The sequence below is a fragment of the Stenotrophomonas africana genome (assembly GCF_013004645.1).
In the GTDB taxonomy this organism is placed as follows: domain Bacteria; phylum Pseudomonadota; class Gammaproteobacteria; order Xanthomonadales; family Xanthomonadaceae; genus Stenotrophomonas; species Stenotrophomonas africana.
In genome coordinates, this window is the sequence record NZ_JABEME010000005.1 from 1 (window position 1) to 23,919 (window position 23,919).

Here is a 23,919-nt window from a genome sequence, read left to right on the forward strand (position 1 = left end):
CGTCCATGGAGGCTTGGTCGCCGCATCCATGCGGCTCACACCCCCGCCATCCGACCCACCCCGCCTTCGACAGTTTTCCGCGCACGGACGTTCTCCAGAGCCGAGCCATGCTTGGCTCCGAGCGAGCGTAGCGAAGCGATCCGCTTTTGCTTTTGATCTTTTCTTTCTTTTCCGTGGTGGACGCGCACGGAAACTGTCCGTGGCCGGGCGGGTGGGCTGCGCAGGGGCGTGAGCCGCATGGATGCGGCGACCGAGCTTACATGGACGTACTTGCAGCGACCCCTGCGCAGTCCACCCGCCCGGCCAATCCCATGATCGACAAACGCCGCCCACCACGAGGGGCTGCGCCGTTGGCTGGAAACCTAGATCGGTGCCAGTGCAGTGAACGGTGCCCACGGCAGGTTGCGCAGCAGCGCATACCCGGGCAGCACCCAGAGCCAGAACACGGGATTGGCCAGCACCCGCATCAGCGGATCGAGCACGCGCGGGCGGATGCCGGCGATGTTCAGCAGCATCAGCAACAGGAACGGCAGGCTGATGACCAGCAGCGGGTTCATCGCCATCGCGCCGGGCAGGTCGAAGTGGACCAGGGAATACAGGCAGCGCGTGCTGCCACAGCCCGGGCAGTACAGGCCGGTCAGGGCGTACAGCGGGCAGCTCGGCAATGGATTGCCGGCGACATACGGATTGACGTTGCGCAGGACCACCGCGGCACCCACGGCCAGGCCGGCGGAAACCAGCAGCGGCGCCCATCGGGCGAGTCGGGAAGGAGCGGGAAGCGCGGACATGCGACAACGGATCCGGCGCAGGCGCCGGATCCGTCCAGACGTATCAGTAGCCGCTGTTGCTCATCGCGCCCATGCCGCCGAGCACAACGAAGAACAGCACGTACAGCACGACCACGACGACCCAGGCGATGGCCGACCAGATGGCCCACTTCTTGGCCTTGGCGGCGGAGTCCTGGGCGCCGGCGATGTCGCCAGCGGCCAGCTTGCCGTTGACCTGGGCGGCGTAGACGATCGACACGATGCCGGCCGGCAGGCAGCAGAACAGGGTGGTCAGGATCGCCCAGACCAGGTTGTTCGGGACCTGCGGAGTCGCAGTATTCATGGGTTCAAGCTCCTTGATGGGTGGTGGTGGTAAATCATTGGTCGGAAAGAGCGCCCAGTACGGCCAAGCCGCCGAACAGCCCGAACCACAACAGCAACAGGACCGGCAGGGCCACGGCCGAAGCCACCGCCCACCAGCCCGCCTTGCGCGACGCACTGTAGGCCCCCGGCAGGTCGCCGGCCGCGCGGCGGCCATCGACCTGGGAGGCATAGACGATCGACACCACGCCCAACGGCAGGCAGCAGAACAGCGTCGTCAGGATCGCCCAGACCAGATGGTTGGGGATGTAAACCGGACGGCTGAGCGGTGGTGGCTGATTCAAAGCAAGACTCCATTCCTTGGTGGCCAGCCGTGATGTATCGGCCGGACCTCCCCCCTGTGGGTGCGTAATCTACCGCAACCGACGTTGCATGTATGCGTTTACAGTCAAGACATGTCGCGTACGTCACCGGACGGTGGCCTATGCGGGGGAGGCTGCCGGGCCCGCCTGGCGGGCCGGGTCCGTCAGGCGTGATCGCCGCGCAGGGCCCGCACCTGGGCCTCCAGCACCGGGGCGCTGGTGCTGTGGCCATCCACGGCCGGTGCCGCCACCACCTCGACGGTGGCGCGGAAACGGCGCGGCACGCGCATGCGGCCAAGGCGGCTGTCGCGACGGCTCCACATGCTGGACCACATGCCGCGCAGCGCCATCGGCACTACCGGCACCGGCCGCCGTTCGAGGATCTTCTCGACACCGGACTTGAACGGCGCCATCGCGCCATCCTTGGTCAGCGCGCCTTCCGGGAAAATGCAGACCAGCTCGCCCTCGGCCAGCGCGGCGTCGATCTCGTCGAACGCGCGCTGCATCAGCGCCGGGTCTTCGCGCGCACCGGCGATCGGGATCGCCTTGGCGGTACGGAAGATCCAGCGCATCACCGGGATGTTGAAGATCCTGTAGTACATGACGAAGCGCACCGGGCGCGGAATCGTCGCCGACAGGATCAGTGCGTCCATGTAGCTGACATGGTTGCAGACCAGCAGCGCGGCGCCCTCGTCGGGCACGTTCGCCTCGATGCCGTGCGGGCGCAGGCGGTACAGGGTGCGCACCATCAGCCAGCTGAGGAAGCGCATCAGGAATTCGGGGACGATGGTGAAGATGTAGATCGCCACCAGTGCGTTGGCGATGGCCAGCGCCAGGAACTGCTGCGGAATGCTCCAGTGCAGCAGCTTGTGCGCGGCCAGTGACAACAGGGCTGCGCCGACGATGAAGCCGGAGTTCTGGATGTTCAGTGCGGCGAACACGCGCGACATCTGCGCCTTCGGTGTGCGGCTCTGGATCAGAGCGAACAGCGGCACCACGAAGATGCCGGTGAACAGACCGATGCCGATCAGGTCGATGACGATGCGGATGCTGCCGGGCTGCTGCAGGAAGGTGCCGATGGTCAGCCCGTGCACCGTCGCCTCGCCGCTGCGGGCGAAGTACAGGTCGAGCAGGAACGCGGTCATGCCGAATGCACCCAGCGGCACCAGGCCGATCTCCACCGTGCGCGCCGACAGCTTCTCGCACAGCAGCGAGCCAACGCCGGTGCCGACCGAGAACAGGGCCAGCGCGAAGATGTACAGGGTCGGTTCGCCGCCGAGGTTGGTCACCGCATAGGCCGGCAGCTGCGAGGTCAGCACGGTGCCGACGAACCAGAACCAGGATACGCCCAGGATTGAATTGCGCACTGCCTTCTGCTGGCGCGCCATGCGCAGCACCGCCAGCGATTCCGGCAGCGGGTTCCAGTTGATTTTCAGGTCCGGGTCGCCGGCGTCGACCTTGGGAATCAGGCGCGCAGCGACGTTGCCGCAGATCGCCAGGCCGATGATCGCGCAGGCCGCCACCACCGTGCCGTGGCTGCCGGCCACGGTGAACACCAGTCCGCCGACGATCATGCCGGACAGGATCGACATCGAAGTGCCCATTTCAACCAGACCGTTGCCGCCGGTCAGCTCTTCGGGCTTGAGCACCGAGGGCAGCACCGAGTACTTCACCGGGCCGAACAGCGTGGATTGCATGCCAGTGCAGAACAGGGCGACCAGCAGCACCGGCAGGCTCTGGGTGAGGAAGCCGGTGGCCGCCAGCGACATGATCACGATCTCCATGGTGGTGGTGATCACGATCAGCCGCGACTTTTCCAGTTTGTCGGCGATCTGCCCGGCCAATGCCGAGAACAGGAAGTACGGCAGGATGAAGATGGCCGGCGCCAGCGTGGCATACAGCCCCAGTTCTTCCTCTGGCACGGCCATGAACAGCAACATGCTGATGATCGCCTGCCGGTACACGTTGTCGTTGAACGCACCGAGCGCCTGCACGACGAAGAACGGCAGGAAACGGCGCTGGCGCAGCAGGGCGAACTGGTTGTGACCGGACATGGGGCCTCCTTGACCGGCGCAGCCTAGCATTCCTGCCCATCTGCTGTGGGGGCGGACCTGTGGGTGCGGACCGTTGGTCCGCACCCTTTGAAAGATCTCAGATGATGTCGTCGACCACGCCGCCGTCCACGCGCAGGGCGGCACCGGACGTGGCCGAAGCCTGCGTCGAGGCCAGGTACACCACCATGTTGGCAACTTCCTCGACCGTGGCGGTGCGCTGGATCAACGAAGACGGCCGGTGCGCCATCACGAACTCGCGACCGATCTGCTCCAGTGGCTTGCCGCTGCGCTGTCGTTCATCTTCGAACATCGCCGCGAAGCCGTCGGACAGGGTCGGGCCGGGCAGCACCGCGTTGACGGTGACACCGCTACCGGCCACGCGCTTGGCCAGGCCACGCGACAACGACAGCTGCGCGGTCTTGCTGACCCCGTAATGGATCATGTCAGCGGGAATGTTGCGGGCCGATTCGGAGGAGATGAACAGCACGCGGCCCCAGCCGGCATCGACCATCGCCGGCAGCAGTGCACGCGACAGGCGCACGCCGGACATCACATTGGTCTGCCAGTAGCGCTCCCAGGTGGCATCGTCGGTCTCGAAGAAGTCCTCGGGGCCGAATATGCCGGCGTTGTTGACCAGGATGTCGACCTGGGGCAGGCCCGCCAGCAGCGTGTCCACGCCGGCCGCATCGGAGAGGTCGGCGGCGACGCCGATCACCTCGGCACCCGGAACGGCGGCGAGCAGCCACTGGCGGGCGCGTTCGACACTGTCGGTGCTGCGGCCATTGAGAATGACCCGCGCACCTGCGATGGCCAGGCCCTGGGCGATCGCCAGGCCGATGCCGGCGGTGGAAGCGGTGACCAGCGCGGTGCGGCCGGCGAGTTCGATCTTCATGCGGGAATCCGGAGCAGGGGATGACCCAGTATCCGCGCAGGCGCGTGATCGGGCTGCAGCGCCAGGCGCAACGCGCTGTTGCGCACAGTGCAGTAGATCCACGCCATGCGTGGATGGAACGTCCGATCAGCGATCGGGATCAAGTCAGGCTGGTCACCGCCTCATTCGCCGCTGCCCGAACCTTCGGCAGCATCCGCAGCACCAGCGCCATCTGCGTGCGGATCAGCTGCAGCTTCGGCGGCATCGCCTCGTCGATCTGCTCCAGCTCGGCCGCCACCGCGCGGTCGGCGTCGTTGTCGTCCTCACTGACCGGTTGCCGTGCGGTCAGGGCCGAGGCCAGCTGCTGCAGCGCCTTGCGTACGCGCTCACCGGCGGCCAGCGCCAGCGGATCGCCGGCGTAACTGTCCACCTGGTCGCGGTGCGCACCCAGCGCCGAAAGATGGCCGAGCAGCATGTTGGACAACGCCAGGAAATGGAAACCGGCATCGAGGTTGCGGCGCACGTGGCCCGGCTCGTGCAGCATGTTCGACAGCGCGGTGGACAGCGCGGCGTCGGCGTTGTGCATGTCGCGGCGGGCGATGCGGTAGGCCAGGTCATCGCGCATGCCACTGCGGTACTGACCCAGCACCGAATCCAGGTAGCGCGCGGCGGTGTCCAGCACGCGCGCCAGCACCAGGTGCAGCTGGCGGCCCTGCCAGTCGGGCAGGATCAGGAACGCGGCGGCAGCGGCGATCGCGCAGCCCAGCAGCGTATCGACCATGCGCGGCACGATCAGCACGAAGCCATCACCGATCAGGTTGAAGCAGGTCAGGGCCATCACCGTGATCGCCGCCGACGCCACCAGATAGCGGTCGGTGCGGGTGAAGAAGAACAACAGCGCCGACAGCAGCGCGATGAGCAGTTGCACGTGCAGTTGCGGGAACAGCTGCAGCAGCGCCCAGGTCAGTACCAGGCCGGCCACGGTGCCGACGATGCGTTGCGCCAGGCGCTGGCGGGTGGCACCGAAGTTGGGGCGGCACACGAATACGATGGTCAGCAGCACCCATGAGCCGTTCTGGGCATTGAACAGCCGGATCGCCGCGAAACCGGCGATCAGCGCCAATGCCATGCGCAGGCCGTGGCGGAACAGGACCGATCCGGGCGTGAGCTGCTGGCGCACGCGTACGCCCATCTCGCGCAGGGTGTGCGGGTTGCTGTCGCGCAGGCGCGTATCGACGTTGTCCAGGCTGGCTTCGGAGCGCTCCGCATCCAGCAGGCGGCGCTCGATGCTGCGCAGGTTGTGCACCAGCAGGTCCAGCGAGCCAAGCAGTCGCTGCCACTGCGGCCGCTGCTGGTCGCGCAGGTAGGCGAGCGCATCGGCCAGGTCGCGTCCGGCCTGCTGGTTGCTTTCGCCATACACGAACGGACGGCGCAGGCGGATCGCCTCGCCCAGCCGCGCGCAGGCCTGGCCCTGCAGGTCGAGCAGGCGCTGGCAGCGGTACAGCACATCGCTGTGGAAGAAGGCATCGACCAGCGCACCGTACGGGTAGTGCGAGGAGCTGGCACGCTCGTGGAAATCCTGTGCCATGTAATAGAGGCGCAGGTACAGGCCGGAGTTCACGCCGGGCCGGCCGGAGCGGCCGAAGCGGGCGAGAATCGCCGCCTTGGCCTCGTTCAATGCGCCGACCACGCGCCGGTTCTGCTCGGCCAGGTCGAGCTGGCGACGTTGCAGGTCAGCCTCGCGCACCGGCTCGAACAGTGTTGCCTTCAACTGCAGGTAGCGGCCCAGTTCAACGTACAGGCGCGCCACGCGTTCGCGAACCGGACGGTTGGCGAACAGTGCGGTCCACAGGATCGACAGCAGGCCGTACCAGACCGCACCGGCCAGCAGATGGCTGACCGCGTCCAGCGCGCTGTGCAGGTCGCTGGCGCCATGCTGCTCCAGCCCGATCATGGTGTAGATCGCCAGCGTCACCGTGGCCTGGGCGATCGACGCATAGCGCTCGCCGAGCGCACCCAGCAGGGTCAGCCCGAACGTGGACAGCGCCAGCGCACCGATGAAGATCCATGGCCAGGGGAACAGCCAGATCACCGAGGCGGCGGCGAGGCAGAAGCACAGCAGCGACAGCAGTACCGCCTTGGTACGGCCCCACCAGTTGTCATCGGTCTCGGCGATGGCGCTGGCGATGATGCCGAGGAACACGCCGGGCAGGGCGGTGAGCGCATCCAGCTGCCAGCACACGGCAAGCGCTGCGGTCAGGGCGATGAACACACGTAGGCCGTAACTGGCCTTTTCGTGGGCCCAGAGACGGCTGAGGCGGGATTCGCGGGCGGACATGCAGGCTCGGTGGAAGGGTCTTCCACCATTATTGCGGGCTGCGCGTGAAATATGGAGTGCGGACCAACGGTCTGCACCCACCGTCCGCACCCACGGTAGTGCCGGCCGCTGGCCGGCAGATTCGCGGTAAGGAGAAAGCCGGCCAGCGGCCGGCTCTACCCGTAGAACCACGCCATGCGTGATGGGCCCTTCTACGCCCGCTGTGCGCGCTTGAGCAGCTTCGCTTCGCGCTTGCGCGCGCGACGCGCCCGCCAGCGCTCGGCCAGGCAGGAGAAGATCACGTACAGCGCCGGCGTGCTGAGCAGGGTCAGGCTCTGCGAGAACAGCAGGCCGCCGATCATCGCGATGCCCAGCGGTCGACGCAGTTCGGACCCTTCACCCAGGCCGATCGCCAGCGGCACCGCCGCCAGGATCGCCACCATCGTGGTCATCATGATCGGGCGGAAGCGCACGATGCTGGCCTCGCGCGCAGCATCGCGTGGTGCCAGGCCATGCTCGCGCTGCGCGACCAGCGCGAAGTCGATCATCATGATCGCGTTCTTCTTGACGATGCCGATCAGCAGTACCAGGGCGATCATCGAGATCACCGACAGCTCGGTGTTGGTGCCAAACAACGCCAGCAACGCACCGACGCCCGCCGCCGGCAGTGTGGACAGGATGGTGACCGGATGGATCAGGCTCTCGTAGAGCATGCCCAGCACCAGGTACACGGTCAGGATCGCGGCGAACACCAGGATCAGCATGTCGCTAGGATCGGAGTTGAAGCCGAAGCCCGCGTCGTCGGCCAGGCGGATGTCGCCGGGCATGCGCATGCCGGCCACCGTCGCGTCGATGATTGCCTTGGCCTCACCCATGCTCACGTTCGGAGCCAGGTTGTAGCTGAGGTCCATCGTCGTGTACTGGTTTTCGTGGGTGATCTGAGACGGTGCCAGCCCCGGGACCTGGGTGGCCACCGCGGTGATCGGCACCATGTCGCCGTTGCGCGCACGCACGTACACCTCATCCAGTGCCGCCGGGGTGGCGGTCTGCGAAGGCAGCGCATTGACCACCACGCTGTACTGGTTGATGTCCGAATAGATGGTGGAGATCTGGCGCTGGCCGAACGCACCGTACAACGCACCGTCGATGGCGCCGACCGTGATGCCCAGGCGCGCGGCTTTGGCGCGGTCGATCTGGATGTTCTGGCGCAGGCCTGCATTGTCCACGTCGGTGCCGACGTCACGCAGCTTCGGGTTCTTCTTCAGCTCTGTCTGCAGCTTGGGCAACCATTCCTGCAGTGCGGCCAGATCATTACCCTGCAGCGAAATGCGGTACTGCGCGCCCTGGCTGGAACCACCGCCATCGTTGCTGGGCAGATCCTGGATCGCGCGCAGGCGCAGCTGCAGGTCAGGGTAGCGGTCGGCCTTCGCACTGAGGCGCGCCAAGGCATGCGCGGTTGTTTCGCGGCGGCCGTCGCTGCGCGACTTCAGCTCGATGTTGAACTGCGCACTGGAGCCCTGGCGGCCGCTGCCCAGGCGCACACCCACGGTTTTCACCGCCGGGTCGGCCATCAGCATGTCGGTGATGCGGCGCTGGCGGGCGACCATGTCCTCGAAGGACACCGTGGCACTGGAGTTGGCGCGGCCCCAGATCAGGCCGGTGTCCTGCGGCGGGAACGCGCCCTTCTTCACCGCCCCGAACAGGAAGATGGTGACGCCGATCAGGATCAGCGGCGTCAGCGACAGCAGCAGCGCGTGGCGCAGCGAGAAGTCCAGGAACACGGTGTAGATGCGCAGCATGCGCTCGTGGCCGGCATCCAGCCAGCGGCCGAAGCGCGACGGTGGCGCGCTGTGGTCGTGTGCACTGAGGAAGCGGCTGCACAGTGCCGGGGTCAGCGTCAGCGAGACGATCATCGAGACCACGATCGCCGCCACCAGGGTGACGGTGAACTCGCGGAAGAAAGCGCCCATCATGCCGCTGGCGAACAGCAGCGGGATGAACACCGCCACCAGCGAGGCGGTGATCGAGACGATGGTGAAGCCGATCTCGCGCGCCCCGGTCAGCGCCGCCTGCATGCGCGGCATGCCTTCGTCGAGGTGGCGCATGATGTTCTCGATCACCACGATCGCATCGTCGACCACGAAGCCGATCGCGATCACCAGCGCCAGCAGGCTCAGGTTGTTCAGGGTGAAGCCCATCACGTACATCACCAGCGCGGCACCGGCCAGCGACAGCGGCACGGTGACCGCGGCGATCAGCGTGGGTGCCAGCCGGCGCAGGAACAGCGCCATGGTCAGCACCACCATCGCCAGGCTGATCAGCAGGGTGATCTGCACTTCATGCAGCGACGAGCGGATGGTCGGCGTACGGTCGAAGTACGGCGTCATCGTGGTGCCGGGCTGCAGGTAGTCCCGCAGGGTCGGGATCTGTGCCTTGACCCGATCCACGGTCTCCACGATGTTGGCACCGGCACGGGTGAACACATACATCACCACCGCCGGTTTGTGGTCGAACCACGCGGCCTGGTAGGCGTCCTGCTGGCCGTCGTAGACATTGGCGATGTCCTTCAGGCGGATGACCCGGCCATCGCCCTGGGTCTTGACCACCAGGTCGGCGAAGTCGGCGGCACGCGCCACCGAATCGTTGGCGATGATCGCGGTAGTGGTGTTGCCGTCGCTGAGGAAGCCGGTGGGCGAGGTCACGTTGGCCGCGCGCACGGCGTTGCGCAGGTCATCTGCGGTCAGGCCCAGCGCGTTCATCAGGCGCAGGTTGACGTCCACGCGTACCGCTGGCGTCGAGGCACCGGCGATGTCGACCGAAGCGACACCGCTGATCTGGCGGATGCGCTGCGCAAGCAATGAATCGGCGACGTTGTACAGCTCGTCGGCCGACTGCGTCTGCGAGGTCAGCGCGATCGCGATCACCGGGTCGTCGTTCGGATTCGCTTTCTGGTACATCGGTGACCCCATGCCCGAAGGCAGGTCAGCCTGTGCCGAATTGATCGCCGTCTGTACGTCCAGTGCCGCCGAATCGATGTTGTGGCCGCTCTGGAAGATCATGAACACCAGCGAGCTGCCTTCCGAGCTCGACGAGCGCATGCGGTCGATGCCTGGCAGCTGGCCGAGATGGCGTTCCAGCGGCGCGGTGACCGTGGAGGCCATGGTCGCCGCGTCGGCGCCGGACTGGCTGGCATGCACGAAGATCACCGGGATCTCGATGTTCGGCAGTGCCGATACGCCCAGGCGCAGGTAGCAGATCAGTCCGACCATGAACAGACCGATGGCCAGCAGCGCGGTGCCGATCGGGCGGCGGATGAAGGGGCCGGACAGGTTCATCGTGCGGCCCCCCGCAGCAGCGGGGCGTGGATCATGCCTGCGGCTCCTGCAGCGACCCGTTGCGCAGCGCGCGCTGCTCGCGGCGGCGGGCAAGCCACTCGGAGAAGCGTTCCATGTACAGGTAGATCACCGGCGTGGTGTACAGGGTCACCAGCTGCGACAGCAGCAGGCCACCGACGATGGCGATGCCCAGCGGGCGGCGCAGCTCCGAGCCGATGCCGGTGCCCAGCGCCAGCGGCAGTGCGCCGAGCATTGCCGCGGCGGTGGTCATCATGATCGGGCGGAAGCGCAGCAGGCACGCGCGGCGGATCGCTTCATGCGCGTTGGCACCGGCGCGGCGCGCCTCGATCGCGAAGTCCACCATCATGATGCCGTTCTTCTTGACGATGCCGATCAGCAGCACGATGCCGACGATGCCGTCCACCGACAGGCTCAGGCCGCACAGCATCAGCGCCAGCAGCGCGCCGACACCGGCCGGCGGCAGCGTGGAGATGATCGTGATCGGGTGGATGTAGCTCTCGTACAGCACGCCCAAAACGATGTAGATCACCACCAGCGAGGCCAGCAGCAGCCACACCACATCGGTCTGGCTGCCGGTGAACTCGGCCGCCTTGCCGATGAACTCGGCATGCAGATGGGCCGGCATGTCCAGGCTGTCCTTGGTTTCCTGGATGGCACGTACCGCATCGGACAGCGAATAACCGGGCGCGACGTTGAACGAGACCGTCACCGCCGGCAGCTGCTGCTGGTGGCTGACCAGCAGCGGCGCACTGCTGACCTTGCCTTCGGCCAGTGCCGACAGCGGGATGATGTTGCCGGCGCCGACGGTGATGCCGGTGTTCTGCGCGCCGATGCCGGTGGCGGTCGACGAGTTTGACGAGGTGACCTGGCCGAAGCTGGTGGCGTTGGTGCCGGTCAATGCGCCGGCACCGTTGGACGCCACCGCCAACTGCTCCATCAGCGCCGTGCTGGTGCGGAACTCCGGTGCCACTTCCAGTACCACGCGGTACTGGTTGAGTTCGGTGAAGATGGTCGAGATCTGGCGCTGGCCGAACGCATCGTAGAGCGTGTCGTCGATGGTCTGCATCGGCACGCCCAGCACGCTGGCCTTGTCGCGGTCGATGTTCAGCTCCAGGGCGCGGCCCTGGTTGGACAGGTTGTTGTCCACGTCGGCCAGTTCCGGACGCTTGCGCAGCGCTTCGGTCAGGCGCGTGGCTTGGGTCGCCACCGTTGCCGAATCCACGTCCGACAGCGAGTACTGGTACTCGGTGGCGGCCACACGGGTATCCAGGGTCACGTCCTGCACTGGCTTCAGGTACAGCGCCACACCGGGAATGCCGGCCACGGCCTTCTGCAGGCGCGGCAGGATCTCGTCCAGGCCATCGCGCTGGCTGCGCTCCTTCAGCACGATCGACAACTGGCCCTGGTTGAGCGTGGGGTTCATGCTGCCGGCACCGATGAAGGCCGAAACGCCCGTCACATCCGGATCGTGGCGCAGCGCTTCGGCGACCTGCTTGGTGCGCTGCTCCATCTGCGGGAAGGCGATGTTCTGGTCGGCCTGCACCACGCCGGTGATCAGACCGGTGTCCTGTTCGGGCAGCAGGCCCTTGGGAATCAGCACATACAGCAGCACGGTCAGCACCAGTGCGGCGCCAGCCACAACCAGGGTCAGTCGCTGGTGGCCCAGCACCCAGTCCAGGCTGTGCTCGTACAGGCCCACGGTGCGCGTCCACAGGTTCTGCTTGCCGGCGGCGGCCGCGCGTTCGTGCGCGTCCTCACCCTCGGGCAGGGCGTCGGGCTTGAGCAGGTAGGCGCACATCATCGGGGTGAGCGTCAGCGAGATCAGCATCGACAGCACCACGGCAATGCTCAGCACCCAGGCGAATTCGTGGAACAGGCGGCCGGTGACGCCAGGCATCAGCAGCAGCGGCAGGAACACCGCCACCAGCGAGACCGTCAGCGACAGCACAGTGAAGCCGATCTGGCGCGCGCCGATCTCGGCTGCTTCCTTGCCACTCTTGCCCTGCTCGATGTAGCGCACGATGTTCTCGATCATCACGATCGCATCGTCGACCACGAAGCCGGTGGCCACCACCAGCGCCATCAGCGACAGGTTGTCCAGCGACATGCCGGCGAACGCCATCACCGCGAAGGTGCCGGCCAGCGACAGCGGCACCGCCACCGAGGGAATGATCGTGGCCCACAGCCGGCGCAGGAACACGAAGATCACCGCCACCACCAGGCCGATGGTGAGGATCAGGGTGAACTGCACTTCATGCACCGAGGCGCGGATGGTCTCGGTGCGGTCGTTGAAGATCTCCAGGTGCACGTCGGCCGGCAGCACGCCCTGCAGCTGCGGCAGGATCGCGCGGATGCGCTCGACGGTCTGCACGATGTTGGCACCGGGCTGGCGGCGCACTTCCAGCAGTACCGCCGGCTTGCCATCGGCCCAGGCGGCCAGCTGGTCATTCTCCACGCCATCGATCACCTCGGCCACGTCCGACAGCCGCACCGGGCGGCCGTTCTTGTAGCTGATGATGGTGTCGCGGTACTCGGCGGCGCTGGCCAGCTGGTCGTTGGTGCCGATGCTGTAGGACTGCGTCTTGCCGTTCAACGAACCCTTCGGCGCATTGACGTTGGCCTGTGTCAGCGCGCTGCGCAGCTGCTCCAGGGTCAGGCCCATGTTCGACAGCTGCGCCGGATTGACCTGGATGCGCACGGCCGGGCGCACGTTGCCGGCAATCGAAACCAGGCCGACGCCCTGCACCTGCGACAGGCGCTGGGCCAGGATGGAGTCGGCGTAATTGTTGACGTCGCGCAGCGGGCGCGTGTCAGAGGTCAGTTTCAGGGTGACGATGGCCGCGTCGGCCGGGTTCACCCGGTTGTAGACAGGTTGGTAGGGCAGCGACGATGGCAGGGTGGCCTGGCGGATCGCCGCCTGCACGTCCTGTGCGGCGATGTCGATATCGCGGTCCATCGAGAACTGCAGGATGATCGTGGACAACCCAGCCGACGAATCGGAGGTCATCAGCTCCAGCCCGGAAATCTGCCCGAACTGGCGCTCCAGCGGCGTGGTGACCAGCGACGCCATGGTGGTGGCGTTGGCGCCGGGGTACTGGGTGGTGACCACCAGGCTGGGCGCATCGATTTCCGGCAGCGCCGACACCGGCAGCTTGCGGTAACCCAGAATGCCCAGCAGCAACAGGCCCGCCATCAACAGCGAGGTGGCAATGGGACGGCGGATGAAGATCGTCGAAAAGCCCACGGACTGATCCTTGCTGGCACTTCAATGTCGGCGCCGGCAGGTTCGCCGGCGCGAGGGAGATCAGTGGCCTGCGCTCAGCGCGGGCCACCACCGCGACGGCCACCGCCGCCCGCGTTCTTCTGTTCGGCGGCCTTCAGTTCGGCCTCGGTCGGTGCGGCCGGGGTCTCGCCCGGCTTCAGTGCGGTGACCTTGCTGCCCGGCTTCAGGCGGAACTGGCCTTCACTGACCACCCGCTCGCCGCCCTTCAGGCCTTCGGCGATCTGCACCTGGCTGTCGCCCACTTCCACGCCGCTGCGCACGGTCTGCATCTTTACCGTGTTGTCGCCCTGCACGACGTAGACGTACTCGCCGTCCGGGCCACGCAGCACCGCCTGGGTCGGGATGACCACACCACCGGCGATCGTGCGCAGCTGCATGCGCACGTTGACGAACTGGCCCGGCCACAGGCCGTTGTCGGTGTTGTCGAAGATCGCGCGCGCCTTGAACGTGCCGCTGTCGGCGCTGATCAGGTTGTCGACCACATCGAGCTTGCCATCACCTGACAGCACGTGCGAATCGGCACGGTCCAGCGCGGCCACCGGCACCGTGCCGGCGGCCTGCGCCTGGCGCACGTCGCCGAGCTGGCGCTCGGGCAGGTTGAACAGCACGTGGATTGGATGGATCTGGGTCAGGGTGACCAGTGCGGTGCCGGCGTTGACGACGTTGCCTGCATCGACGGCACGGATGCCGGCGATGCCGGAGATCGGTGCGGTGACCCTGGTGTACTGCAGCTGCACCTGCGCCGAGCGCATGCTGGCCTCGTTCGCCGCGACTGCGCTTTCGTACTGTGCCACTTGGTTTCGCTGTGTATCAAGATCGGTCTTGGCGACGTACTGGCGATACTCCGGCGCGTTCGAGCGCTGGAAGTTGGAGCGCGCGGTGGCCAGCAGGGCTTCGTTCTGGCGCTTGGCCGCGGCGGCCTGGTCATAGCTGGCCTGCGCGGTGCGCGGATCGATCACCGCCAGCACATCCCCCTGCTTCACTTCCTGGCCTTCGCGGAAATTCAGGCTCATCAGCTGGCCGCCGACCTGCGGGCTGACGGTGACGGTATTCATCGCGGTCACCGTGCCCAGCGCGCTGGCATACACCGGCACGTCCTGGCGTGTCGCATCGACCACGGTCACCGGCACCGGGCCGGCATCCGGATCTTCACCGCCCTGGCGCGCACCCGCTGCGGGTTTTCCAGCCTTGTCCTTGCCGCCACCGACGACGCGCAGGCCGACCACGGCCAGCACCAGCACTGCCACGACCAGCAGCACGATCTTCCAAACACGTGACATTACGAGGACTCCGAGAGGGCTGGACCGGGCGGGACGCCGGGGGCAATGCGCAAAGCATACCTGTGCCACATCACGTTTCCTGCATGACGGATGGGACGGGCGCTAAGACCGGATCCGGCGCCGGAGGTTCCCGTGGCGGCGGTGTTGCCCTACATTCAGCCGGAACCCCCTTTGTTGTGGAGATCGCGATGCGCCGTTCGCTGCTGCTGTCCGCCCTGCTGCTGGCCCTGCCGACCCTCGCCCACGCCCAGGACGGGCAACGCCCCGAAGTGACCGCTGCCGCGCAGCGCCTGCAGGCCAAGGTGGTCGAATGGCGCCGTGACTTTCATCAACACCCGGAGCTGTCCAACCGCGAGGAGCGCACCTCGGCCGAGGTGGCCAAGCGCCTGCGTGCGATGGGACTGAAGCCGAAGACCGGCATCGCCCATCACGGCGTGGTGGCGATCATCGAGGGCGGCAAGCCGGGGCCGAAGATCGCCCTGCGCGCCGACATGGACGCGCTGCCGGTGACCGAGCAGACCGGCCTGCCGTTTGCGTCAAAGGCCACCGCGCAGTACCGCGGGCAGACCGTGGGCGTGATGCACGCCTGCGGCCACGACGCGCACACCGCCACGCTGCTGGGCGTGGCCGAAGCACTGGTGGCGATGAAGAAGGATCTGCCGGGCCAGGTGATGCTGATCTTCCAGCCGTCCGAAGAAGGTGCACCGCCACCGGAGGAGGGCGGCGCTGCGCTGATGCTGAAAGAGGGCCTGTTTGCCGACTTCAAGCCGGAAGCCGTGTTTGGCCTGCATGTGTTCTCCAGCGTGCAGGCCGGGCAGATCGCCGTTCGCGGTGGCCCGCTGATGGCGGCGTCCGATCGTTTCGGCATCAAGGTGATCGGCCGCCAGACGCATGGCTCGGCGCCGTGGAACGGGGTTGATCCGATCGTCGCCACTGCCGATCTGGTTGGCACCGCGCAGACCATCGTCAGCCGTCGCGCCAACCTGTCCAAGCAGCCGGCAGTGCTCACCTTCGGTGCGATCAACGGCGGCATCCGCTACAACATCATTCCCGATGAAGTGGAGATGGTCGGCACCATCCGCACTTTCGATGAAGGCATGCGCCAACAGATCTTCGCCGACCTGCGCAACGTGGCCGAACACACGGCGGCCGCGCATGGTGCCAAGGCGGTGACCGAGATCTACGAGGCCGATGGCAACCCGGCCACGGTGAACAACCCGGCCTTGACCGCGAAGATGCTGCCGAGCCTGCAGGCGGTGGTGGGCAAGGACAACGTCTACGAGCCGCCGCTGCAGATGGGCGCGGAGGATTTCTCGCTGTACGCGAAGGAGGTGCCGGGCATGTTCTTCTTCGTCGGCTCCACCAGCGCAGGCATCGACCCGGCGACGGCGCCGGCGAACCATTCGCCGAAGTTCCTGCTGGATGAGAAGGCGCTGGATGTCGGGTTGAGGGCGTTGCTGCAGGTGAGCCTGGATTACCTGCACGGTGCCGGCACTCCTGCGGGGTGAGGGTTTCCGGCAGGGCTTGCAGCCCTGCACCCGCCTAAATCAACGTCAACGTCAAAAGCGGGCATTCCGCGGGATGGCGGGGTGGGTCCGGTGGCAGGGGACGCTGCAAGTACGTCCATGTAAGCTCGGTCGCGAGGTCAGTTACCCGTCGCAGTACGATCCCGGCCTGCTGTTTCCCATCCCCCGCAGCGGCGCCCGCGCCGAGATCGGCCTCGATGACGCCGCGCTGCCGTTCGTTGGCCACGACCGCTGGCATGCCTTCGAGCTGAGCTGGCTCGACGCGCGTGGCAAGCCGCAGGTCGCCGTCGCCACCGTGCAGGTGCCGTGCACCTCGCCGCGGTTGATCGAATCGAAGTCGTTCAAGCTGTACCTGAACTCCCTCAACAGCACCCGTATCGACAGCGCAGAGGCACTGCGCGCGCGCATCGTGGCGGATCTGTCGGCCTGCGCCGGTGCGCCGGTGGAGGTCGAATTCGGCCTGCCGGGCCTGCGTGAGACGCCGCTCGGCGAATCCATCGATGGGCTGGACCTGGAGATCGACTGCTACGGCCCGCCGCAGGCAGACTTCCTCGCCGCTGATGCCGGCGAGGAGGTGGAGGAAACCCTGGTCTCGGCGCTGCTGAAGTCCAACTGCCCGGTTACCGGCCAGCCGGACTGGGCCACGGTCAGCCTGCGCTACCGCGGGCCGAAGATCGACCGCGCCGGCCTGCTGCGTTACCTGGTCAGCTACCGCGAGCACGCCGAGTTCCACGAGCAGTGTGTTGAACGGATCTTCAGCGAGGTGTCTGCGCGCTGCCAGCCGCAGTGGCTGGAAGTGGAGGCCCGCTACACCCGTCGTGGCGGCCTGGATATCAACCCCTGGCGTGCCAGCCCGGGCATCGCCGCCCCGGCCGCGACCTACCGCGAACTGCGGCAGTAACCGCCACAGGCGGTTGCCCGTTGCGCCGGGCCATGCCCGGCGAGCGCCGGCCAGCGGCCGGCACTACCATGATTCGCAGGTGGTTGCGGGTAGAGCCGGCCGCTGGCCGGCAATCGGCCAAGGCCGGATCCCCCTGGCACAGCCGGCCAGCGGCCGGCACTACCGGGCGTCCATTCCCCCGATTGTTCAGCCGCCCCGGGGGGCGGCTTCACATCTGCACCATCCCCATTTAACAACCTCCATGGCACCGTGCGAATCACGTAGTCATGCAGACGGGAGTTGTGGATGAGTACCGAGAAGAAAGCCGATTTCTCCGGCGTCAGTGGCAGCGTCGACAGTACCGCCGAGCAGGTGCCGAAGGCGGACTTCTCCGGCGTCAGCGCCTCGGTGGACAGCACCGCAGACGTTGTCAGCGGCGGCACCTACACCGTGCAGAAGGGTGACTCGCTGTCGAAGATCGCCAAGCAGCATCTGGGCGACGCCAATGCCTGGAAGAAGATCTTCGAAGCCAACCGCGATGTGCTTGATGACCCGGACAAGATCTTCCCGGGCCAGACCCTGAAGCTGCCGCCGAAGTAAGCCGGCCATCGAACGCCGTCCGACAATCCCTGGGAGGAACCCCGAATGATCAAGACCACCCCGCTCCAGACCGCCCTGATCGCCGCCCTGCTGGGCAGCGTTGCCCTGGTCGGTTGCAAGAAGAAAGAAGAGTCGACCGACACCAACGCCGCTCCGGCAGCGACCGCCCCGGCCGAACCTGCAGCGCCGGCGCCGATGACCGGCGCACCGCCGCCGATGGCCGAGGCCGCCGCAGTCAGCGTCTCGTCGGTCACCGTCGGCAAGACCGCCGCCGCCGACAAGTCGGTTGCGACCACGGCATTGTTCGCACCGAAGGATGACGTCATCGTCTCGGTCAAGACCGACGGCGCAGCCAACAACGTCACCGTTGGCGCGAAGCTGACTTACCAGGACGGCCAGGTGGCCGGCGAACAGAACGCCACCCTGAACACCAGCGGTGCGGAAACCACCAACGTCACGTTCAAGAATGCAAAGGGCTGGCCGGCCGGCAAGTACCGCGCCGAGGTCACCGTCGATGGCAAGGCGGCCGGAACGCCGCAGGAGTTCGAGGTCAAGTAAGTCCTGCCGACTCTCTCCCGGCAGGGCTCACGATGGACGCAGCCGCGAGGCTGCGTCCTTTTTTATTGGGCGATGCCCGCTCTGGGGGGCTACCGGGGTACGCTGAACGCAACACGGACAGGTCGGGGACGGAATGCTCAGCTGGATTGCACTCACGCTCGCAGCGGGATCCGCGGATCTCTGGAACTACAGTTGCGACCACTTCCTATACGGCGCCTGTCTGCGCGTACCGACGGGCATGTCCGTGACCTACGAGGCACCTGTGGACTTTGGTCTGCACCGCGTCAGGCGCGGCGATAGGGAAGTTGCCCTGATCTACGAGGGCGATGCCCCCGAAAAGCCTGTGCCAGGAAGCACGCCGGATCTGCGCTTCACGGACGGCGGATATGCCGTGTCGGCGTATGCAAGGGCGGAAGGGCGTTCCACCCGGTACGACGTCTACGTTCGACCCGGATCGTCCGGCGCCGGGTCGCTACACATTCGAGGCGCTGCAGCGACGGCTGATGAACTCGCCAGCCTGGCCGCCGTCGTTGGGGGATTCCGCATCTGCAACTTCCAGCGAAGCAAGCACTCACAGACATTGACCTGTCCGAGGCGTGCCGAGTGGGGGCCGCGATTGTCGGAGTGGGTCGTACGTGCCTCCACGAGCGGGAAGGCGGACTAGCCAACCAAGCTTCAGGTTCCAGGCCGGAAGCGAACCGGCGGCGCAACACAGTGGTGCAGTACCGCCGCGTATGGCGTGGCTTTGCCCCGCGCGGCTGAAAACGCGACAATGCAGGGGTTTCCCCGCCGCGCGCCCACCCTGACGGCGACGGGGGAAAGCGACACGGTTGCACGTGGCCCGGCGCTGGCGCCGGCCTTCCCCTGAGCATTGCTACAGAGTCCAAGTCCCCCATGTCCAAGATCCTCTACACGCTGACCGACGAAGCCCCGTTCCTGGCCACCCAGTCGCTGCTGCCGATCGTCGGCGCCTACACCGCCACTGCCGGCATCGTGGTGGAAACCCGTGACATCTCGCTGTCCGGCCGCATCCTGTCGCTGTTCCCGGAACTGCTCAGCGACGCGCAGAAGGTCAGCGACGACCTGGCCGAACTCGGCCAGCTGGCGACCACGCCGGATGCCAACATCATCAAGCTGCCGAACATCTCCGCCTCGGTGCCGCAGTTGAAGGCGGCCATCAAGGAACTGCAGGACCAGGGCTATCCGCTGCCGGATTACCCGGAAACCCCGGCCGACGATCAGCAGCGCGACTACAAGGCGCGCTACGACAAGGTCAAGGGCAGTGCGGTGAACCCGGTGCTGCGCGAAGGCAATTCGGACCGCCGCGCGCCGCTGTCGGTGAAGAACTACGCGCGCAAGCACCCGCACCGCATGGGCGCCTGGGCGTCGGATTCGAAGTCGCACGTCGCGCACATGGCCGCCGGTGATTTCTACGGCAGCGAGAAGTCGGCCACCCTGGCCAACGCCGGTGCGCTGAAGATCACCTTCCACGGCAAGGACGGCAGCACCGTCGTGCTGAAGGAAAAGACCGCGGTCAAGGCCGGCGAGATCGTCGATGCCGCGGTGATGAGCCGTAAGGCACTGGCCGCCTTCATCAGTGAGCAGATTGCCGATGCCAAGGCCCAGGGCGTGCTGTTCTCGCTGCACCTGAAGGCGACCATGATGAAGGTCTCCGACCCGATCATGTTCGGCGTGGCCGTCAACGAGTTCTACAAGGACGTGCTTGCCAAGCATGCCGACGTGCTCAAGCAGGCCGGTTTCGATGCCAACAACGGCATCGGTGACCTGGCTGCGCGCCTGCCGTCGCTGCCCGAAGCCACCCGCGCTGCGATCGAAGCCGACCTGGCTGCCGAGTACGCACAGCGCCCGGGCGTGGCCATGGTGAACTCGGACAAGGGCATCACCAACCTGCACGTGCCGAGCGACGTGATCGTCGACGCCTCGATGCCGGCGATGATCCGCGACTCCGGCAAGATGTGGAACGCTGAAGGCAAGCTGCAGGACACCAAGGCCGTCATTCCGGACCGCTGCTACGCCGGCGTGTACCAGGCGGTCATCGACGACTGCAAGGCGCACGGCGCCTTCGACCCGGCCACCATGGGCTCGGTGCCGAACGTCGGCCTGATGGCGCAGAAGGCGGAAGAGTACGGCTCGCACGACAAGACCTTCCAGATTGCCGCCGATGGCGTGGTCAAGGTCACCGACGACGCCGGCACCGTGGTGTTCGAACACGCCGTGGAAGCCGGTGACATCTGGCGCATGTGCCAGACCAAGGACGCGCCGATCCAGGACTGGGTGAAACTGGCCGTCGAACGCGCCCGCCTGAGCAGCACCCCGGCCGTGTTCTGGCTGGACGCCGCCCGCGCCCACGACGCGCAGGTCATCGCCAAGGTCGAGCAGTATCTGAAGGACCACGACACCAACGGCCTGGACATCCGCATCCTGCCGCCGGTGGAAGCCACCGCGTTCTCGCTGGACCGCATCCGCAAGGGCGAGGACACCATCTCGGTGACCGGCAACGTGCTGCGCGACTACCTGACCGACCTGTTCCCGATCATGGAGCTGGGCACCAGCGCCAAGATGCTGTCGATCGTGCCGCTGATGGCCGGTGGTGGCCTGTTCGAGACCGGTGCCGGTGGTTCGGCCCCGAAGCACGTGCAGCAGTTCGTTGAAGAGGACTATCTGCGCTGGGATTCGCTGGGTGAGTTCCTGGCCCTGGCCGCGTCGCTGGAACACCTGGGCAACCGCTACGACAACGCTGCCGCCCGCGTGCTGGCCAAGGCGCTGGACGAAGCCAACGGCCAGTTCCTGGACAACGACAAGTCGCCGTCGCGCAAGCTGGGTGGCATCGACAACCGTGGCAGCCACTTCTACATCGCGCTGTACTGGGCGCAGGCGCTGGCCGCGCAGGACGAGGACGCTGCGCTGAAGGCACGCTTCGCCCCGCTGGCCAAGGCGTTGACCGACAACGAGCAGAAGATCGTCGAAGAGCTGATCGCCGTGCAGGGCAAGGCGGTGGACATCGGCGGCTACTACCGCCCGGACGTGGCCAAGGCCAGCAAGGCGATGCGCCCGAGCGCGACCTTCAACGCCGCACTGGAGCAGCTGCGCGGCTGATCCATCGCCGTTCGGCCGTGACACCGGAACCCGCGCCTAGGCGCGGGTTTCTTTTTTTCGGCTCGGAATCTGACCCCCATTCGACCCGCATCCAGAACCGTGACATCCGTCGACTGTCGGAATGCCGTCAATGAGGCATGAAACTTGCCCGCGATGGCCGTCGCATAACCGACAAGAGTGGTTCTGCCACCGCCCTCGATCTGAGCAGTCGATCACGACGGCCGCCGCTGGCGATGCCCTAGCCTTGGCGACGCGAGACCACCGGGGAGGTGGTCGCTCGGGGATCACGGATGGCACGCGTGCTGGTAGTGGGAACCGACATCCAGGGCGAGCAGGCCCTGCTGCAGCGGCTGCGCGTGGCATCGGCCCTGCCGGACGGCCAGATCCGCCGCAGCCAGGACCTGGACGATTGCGACCTGCTGGTCATCCGCGATACGCCGGCGCTGCGCAACGCGGCCCAGCGCATGCGCCAGCAGCACCCGCGATTACAGTGCTGGATCGAGGATATCGGCGGCCAGCTGCGTGATGGCGACGGGCACCAGGACGTGCTTGACGATGGTGCCATCGGCCGCGCGCTGCGCCGCATGCAGTTGATACCGGAGCCTCTGGCCATGCATGCACCTGCACCGATCCGCCTGGCCGATGGTGCACATGCCATTACCCGCCTGCTGCGCGAGCGGCTGCCCCTGCGCCAGGGGCAGGCACTGCTGAGTGATGCGGGTGACCCCGTCCTGCTGATGGACCTTGAGCATGATCAGGCCGTGCTGTTGCAGGAACCCGCGAGCGCGCTGGTGGAGCGCCTGGCTGATGCCTTCGAACGCCTGCAGCTGGATGCGCTGACACCCGCACGCCTGCAGGCGCTGGCCGGTGAGCGGCCACGCCAGCCACTGCGGCCGCTGCTGTGGCAATGGGCGCAACGCAGCCGTCATTGGCAGGCACTGGACGAACGCCTTCGCGGCGCCTCGGTGAAGTTGCTGCGCTGGCCGGATTTCCGCGTGCTGGGTCACGACCACGATGGTTTCCGCCTGTGCTCGCTGCTGCTCAAGCGCGCGTGCACGGTTGACGAGTGTGCGATGCTGCTGGAACTGCCTGCAGCGGCGGTGCGCGATTTCATCCATGCCGCCTACCTGTGCGGTTACGCGCAGCTGCAGCCCGCCCCGGCGACGCCGATGATGGCGACAGGTGGCATCCGCACCGACAACGGGTTGCTTGCCCGCCTGTGGCGGCACCTGCGCGGGAGCGAGCGCAATGCGTGAGCACAAGGTGGTGGTGCTGGGCGGCATGGGCAGCGGCAAGTCGACCCTCGTGCGTAGCATCGCGGCCGGTGCGGTGGTCGATACCGATGTGGCCAACAGTGATCGCCTCGGTGCCGACAAGGCTTCCACCACGGTGGCGCTGGACTATGCAGACATCGACCTGCCCAATGGCGAGCGCCTGCGTCTCTATGGAACGCCCGGGCAGCAGCGCTTCGATTTCCTGTGGCCGATCCTGCTGCAGGGGGCGCGTGGCGCGGTGCTGCTGCTGGACGCGCGCCGTGCCGGGTTGGCCAGCGAGCTGGAGGACTACCTGCAGGTGCTGCAGCCGTTCGCATCTTCCCTGGCACTGGTCGTGGCGGTGACCCATCTCGACCAGGCACCACAGGTCGCGCTGGATGACTGGGCCACCCGTGCCTGCCTCGATGACCAGCCGCTGCCGCTACTGGCCGTGGATACCCGCGACCGCGAACAGGGATTGCTGCTGATGGATGTACTGATGAGCGAAATGGAAGCGCACGCACTGGTGGCGGCGCATGGCTGACGGGCAGATGGCGGTGCTGCCCGATGCCGGCCAGCGTGAGCGCCTGCAGCCGCTGCTGCAGGATCTGCAGCAGCGGGTAGAAGGCGTGCGCACGGTGGTGCTGGCCAGTGTCGATGGCTTCGCCCTGGTCAGCGCTGGTGCCGAAGGGCGCGGCGAACGGCTGGCAGCGATGACCAGCGCGATGCTGGCACTGGCTGCAGCGGTGGGGCGCGAACTGGTGCTGGGCGATCTGCAGACACTGATGCTGGAATCCGCAGGCGGCAAGGTGCTGATGCTGGCGATCCAGGCCGACGGGCGTGCACCACTCCTGCTGATGGCGGCCTGCGACCAGCGCAGCGTGATCGGCCAGGTGCTGTGGCAGAGCAGGGAATGTGGCCAGGCGATCCTGGCCGAACTCGGCGGATCGTGAGCCCGGCCGCAGGGGAACGAGGGGCTCGAACCAACATCGACAAGGGGTGCGACGTGGCTGGATTGAATGAATCGTTGAACGCACTGATGGGCATCGACGGCGCGCAGGCGGTGGCGCTGGTTGACTACGAAAGCGGCATGCTGCTGGGCGAAGCCGGTGCCGGCATGGACATGGAAGTGGCCGCCGCCGGCAACACCGAAGTGATCCGCGCCAAGATGAAGACCGCCGCGTCGCTGAACCTCAACGACAGCATCGAGGACATCCTGATCTCGCTGGGCAAGGCGTACCACATCATGCGCCCCGTGGCGAAGAAGAAGGGCCTGTTCTTCTACATCGTGCTGGACCGCACCAAGTCCAACCTGGCGCTGGCCCGGCGCAAGGTGCAGGACGTGGAGGCCGAACTGGCGATCTGAGCCGCCGG

At 66.8% G+C, this 23,919-nt stretch carries 18 protein-coding genes; 9 read left to right on the top strand and 9 right to left on the bottom strand.

Annotation, left to right across the window (positions count from 1 at the left end; translation table 11 throughout):
• Positions 1 to 362: 362 nt before the first annotated feature.
• The 9 genes from HLA98_RS10390 to HLA98_RS10430 form a co-directional block, all read right to left on the bottom strand.
• Positions 363 to 788 carry a DUF2752 domain-containing protein gene (locus HLA98_RS10390; RefSeq protein ID WP_057499265.1) on the bottom strand — a complete coding sequence of 142 codons (426 nt, stop codon included), beginning with the start codon at positions 786 to 788 and terminating at the stop codon, positions 363 to 365.
• A 43-nt stretch (positions 789 to 831) separates the two neighbouring features.
• The gene (locus tag HLA98_RS10395; protein WP_006473644.1) at positions 832 to 1,110 is read right to left on the bottom strand and encodes a CD225/dispanin family protein; all 279 of its coding nucleotides are present in this window, start codon (positions 1,108 to 1,110) and stop codon (positions 832 to 834) included.
• Between the two features lie 34 nt (positions 1,111 to 1,144).
• The gene (locus HLA98_RS10400) at positions 1,145 to 1,432 is read right to left on the bottom strand and encodes a CD225/dispanin family protein (RefSeq protein WP_005419784.1); all 288 of its coding nucleotides are present in this window, start codon (positions 1,430 to 1,432) and stop codon (positions 1,145 to 1,147) included.
• 182 nt (positions 1,433 to 1,614) lie between these two features.
• A complete protein-coding gene (locus HLA98_RS10405) occupies positions 1,615 to 3,504 on the bottom strand; it encodes an MFS transporter (protein ID WP_057499266.1) in 1,890 nt (629 codons plus the stop codon).
• Between the two features lie 97 nt (positions 3,505 to 3,601).
• Complete coding sequence (locus tag HLA98_RS10410; protein ID WP_057499267.1) at positions 3,602 to 4,396, bottom strand: SDR family NAD(P)-dependent oxidoreductase; 795 nt, start codon at positions 4,394 to 4,396, stop codon at positions 3,602 to 3,604.
• Between the two features lie 139 nt (positions 4,397 to 4,535).
• Positions 4,536 to 6,713: a YccS family putative transporter gene (gene yccS, locus HLA98_RS10415; protein WP_057499268.1), complete on the bottom strand. Its 2,178-nt coding sequence runs from the start codon at positions 6,711 to 6,713 to the stop codon at positions 4,536 to 4,538.
• Between the two features lie 191 nt (positions 6,714 to 6,904).
• On the bottom strand, positions 6,905 to 10,027 hold the full coding sequence (locus tag HLA98_RS10420) for an efflux RND transporter permease subunit (RefSeq protein WP_049448400.1): 3,123 nt from the start codon (positions 10,025 to 10,027) through the stop codon (positions 6,905 to 6,907).
• A gap of 31 nt (positions 10,028 to 10,058) precedes the next feature.
• A complete protein-coding gene (locus tag HLA98_RS10425; RefSeq protein ID WP_049448398.1) occupies positions 10,059 to 13,292 on the bottom strand; it encodes an efflux RND transporter permease subunit in 3,234 nt (1,077 codons plus the stop codon).
• 74 nt (positions 13,293 to 13,366) lie between these two features.
• Complete coding sequence (locus HLA98_RS10430) at positions 13,367 to 14,611, bottom strand: efflux RND transporter periplasmic adaptor subunit (RefSeq protein WP_057499269.1); 1,245 nt, start codon at positions 14,609 to 14,611, stop codon at positions 13,367 to 13,369.
• 188 nt (positions 14,612 to 14,799) lie between these two features.
• On the opposite strand from HLA98_RS10430, the gene HLA98_RS10435 reads away from it, so the two are divergent.
• The 9 genes from HLA98_RS10435 (at position 14,800) to HLA98_RS10475 (ending at position 23,911) form a co-directional block, all read left to right on the top strand.
• Complete coding sequence (locus HLA98_RS10435; protein ID WP_057499270.1) at positions 14,800 to 16,119, top strand: M20 family metallopeptidase; 1,320 nt, start codon at positions 14,800 to 14,802, stop codon at positions 16,117 to 16,119.
• Between the two features lie 73 nt (positions 16,120 to 16,192).
• Positions 16,193 to 17,038 (top strand): NADPH-dependent 7-cyano-7-deazaguanine reductase QueF, encoded by an 846-nt coding sequence (queF, locus tag HLA98_RS10440; RefSeq protein ID WP_170272470.1) that lies wholly within the window; start codon positions 16,193 to 16,195, stop codon positions 17,036 to 17,038.
• A gap of 285 nt (positions 17,039 to 17,323) precedes the next feature.
• Positions 17,324 to 17,617 (top strand): LysM peptidoglycan-binding domain-containing protein, encoded by a 294-nt coding sequence (locus HLA98_RS10445; protein ID WP_005419771.1) that lies wholly within the window; start codon positions 17,324 to 17,326, stop codon positions 17,615 to 17,617.
• 45 nt (positions 17,618 to 17,662) lie between these two features.
• Positions 17,663 to 18,175 carry a hypothetical protein gene (locus tag HLA98_RS10450; RefSeq protein ID WP_049446756.1) on the top strand — a complete coding sequence of 171 codons (513 nt, stop codon included), beginning with the start codon at positions 17,663 to 17,665 and terminating at the stop codon, positions 18,173 to 18,175.
• 894 nt (positions 18,176 to 19,069) lie between these two features.
• Positions 19,070 to 21,292 (top strand): NADP-dependent isocitrate dehydrogenase, encoded by a 2,223-nt coding sequence (locus HLA98_RS10455; RefSeq protein WP_049446753.1) that lies wholly within the window; start codon positions 19,070 to 19,072, stop codon positions 21,290 to 21,292.
• Positions 21,293 to 21,582: 290 nt separating this feature from the next.
• The gene (locus HLA98_RS10460) at positions 21,583 to 22,548 is read left to right on the top strand and encodes a hypothetical protein (RefSeq protein WP_057501782.1); all 966 of its coding nucleotides are present in this window, start codon (positions 21,583 to 21,585) and stop codon (positions 22,546 to 22,548) included.
• Positions 22,541 to 23,089 (top strand): GTP-binding protein, encoded by a 549-nt coding sequence (locus HLA98_RS10465; RefSeq protein WP_057501781.1) that lies wholly within the window; start codon positions 22,541 to 22,543, stop codon positions 23,087 to 23,089. Before HLA98_RS10460 ends, HLA98_RS10465 begins: the two co-directional genes overlap by 8 nt.
• Entirely contained in the window at positions 23,082 to 23,498 is a 417-nt protein-coding gene (locus HLA98_RS10470; protein WP_057501780.1) for a roadblock/LC7 domain-containing protein, read from the top strand. Before HLA98_RS10465 ends, HLA98_RS10470 begins: the two co-directional genes overlap by 8 nt.
• A 53-nt stretch (positions 23,499 to 23,551) precedes the next feature.
• Entirely contained in the window at positions 23,552 to 23,911 is a 360-nt protein-coding gene (locus HLA98_RS10475; RefSeq protein WP_005419760.1) for a hypothetical protein, read from the top strand.
• The last annotated feature ends 8 nt before the right edge of the window (positions 23,912 to 23,919 follow it).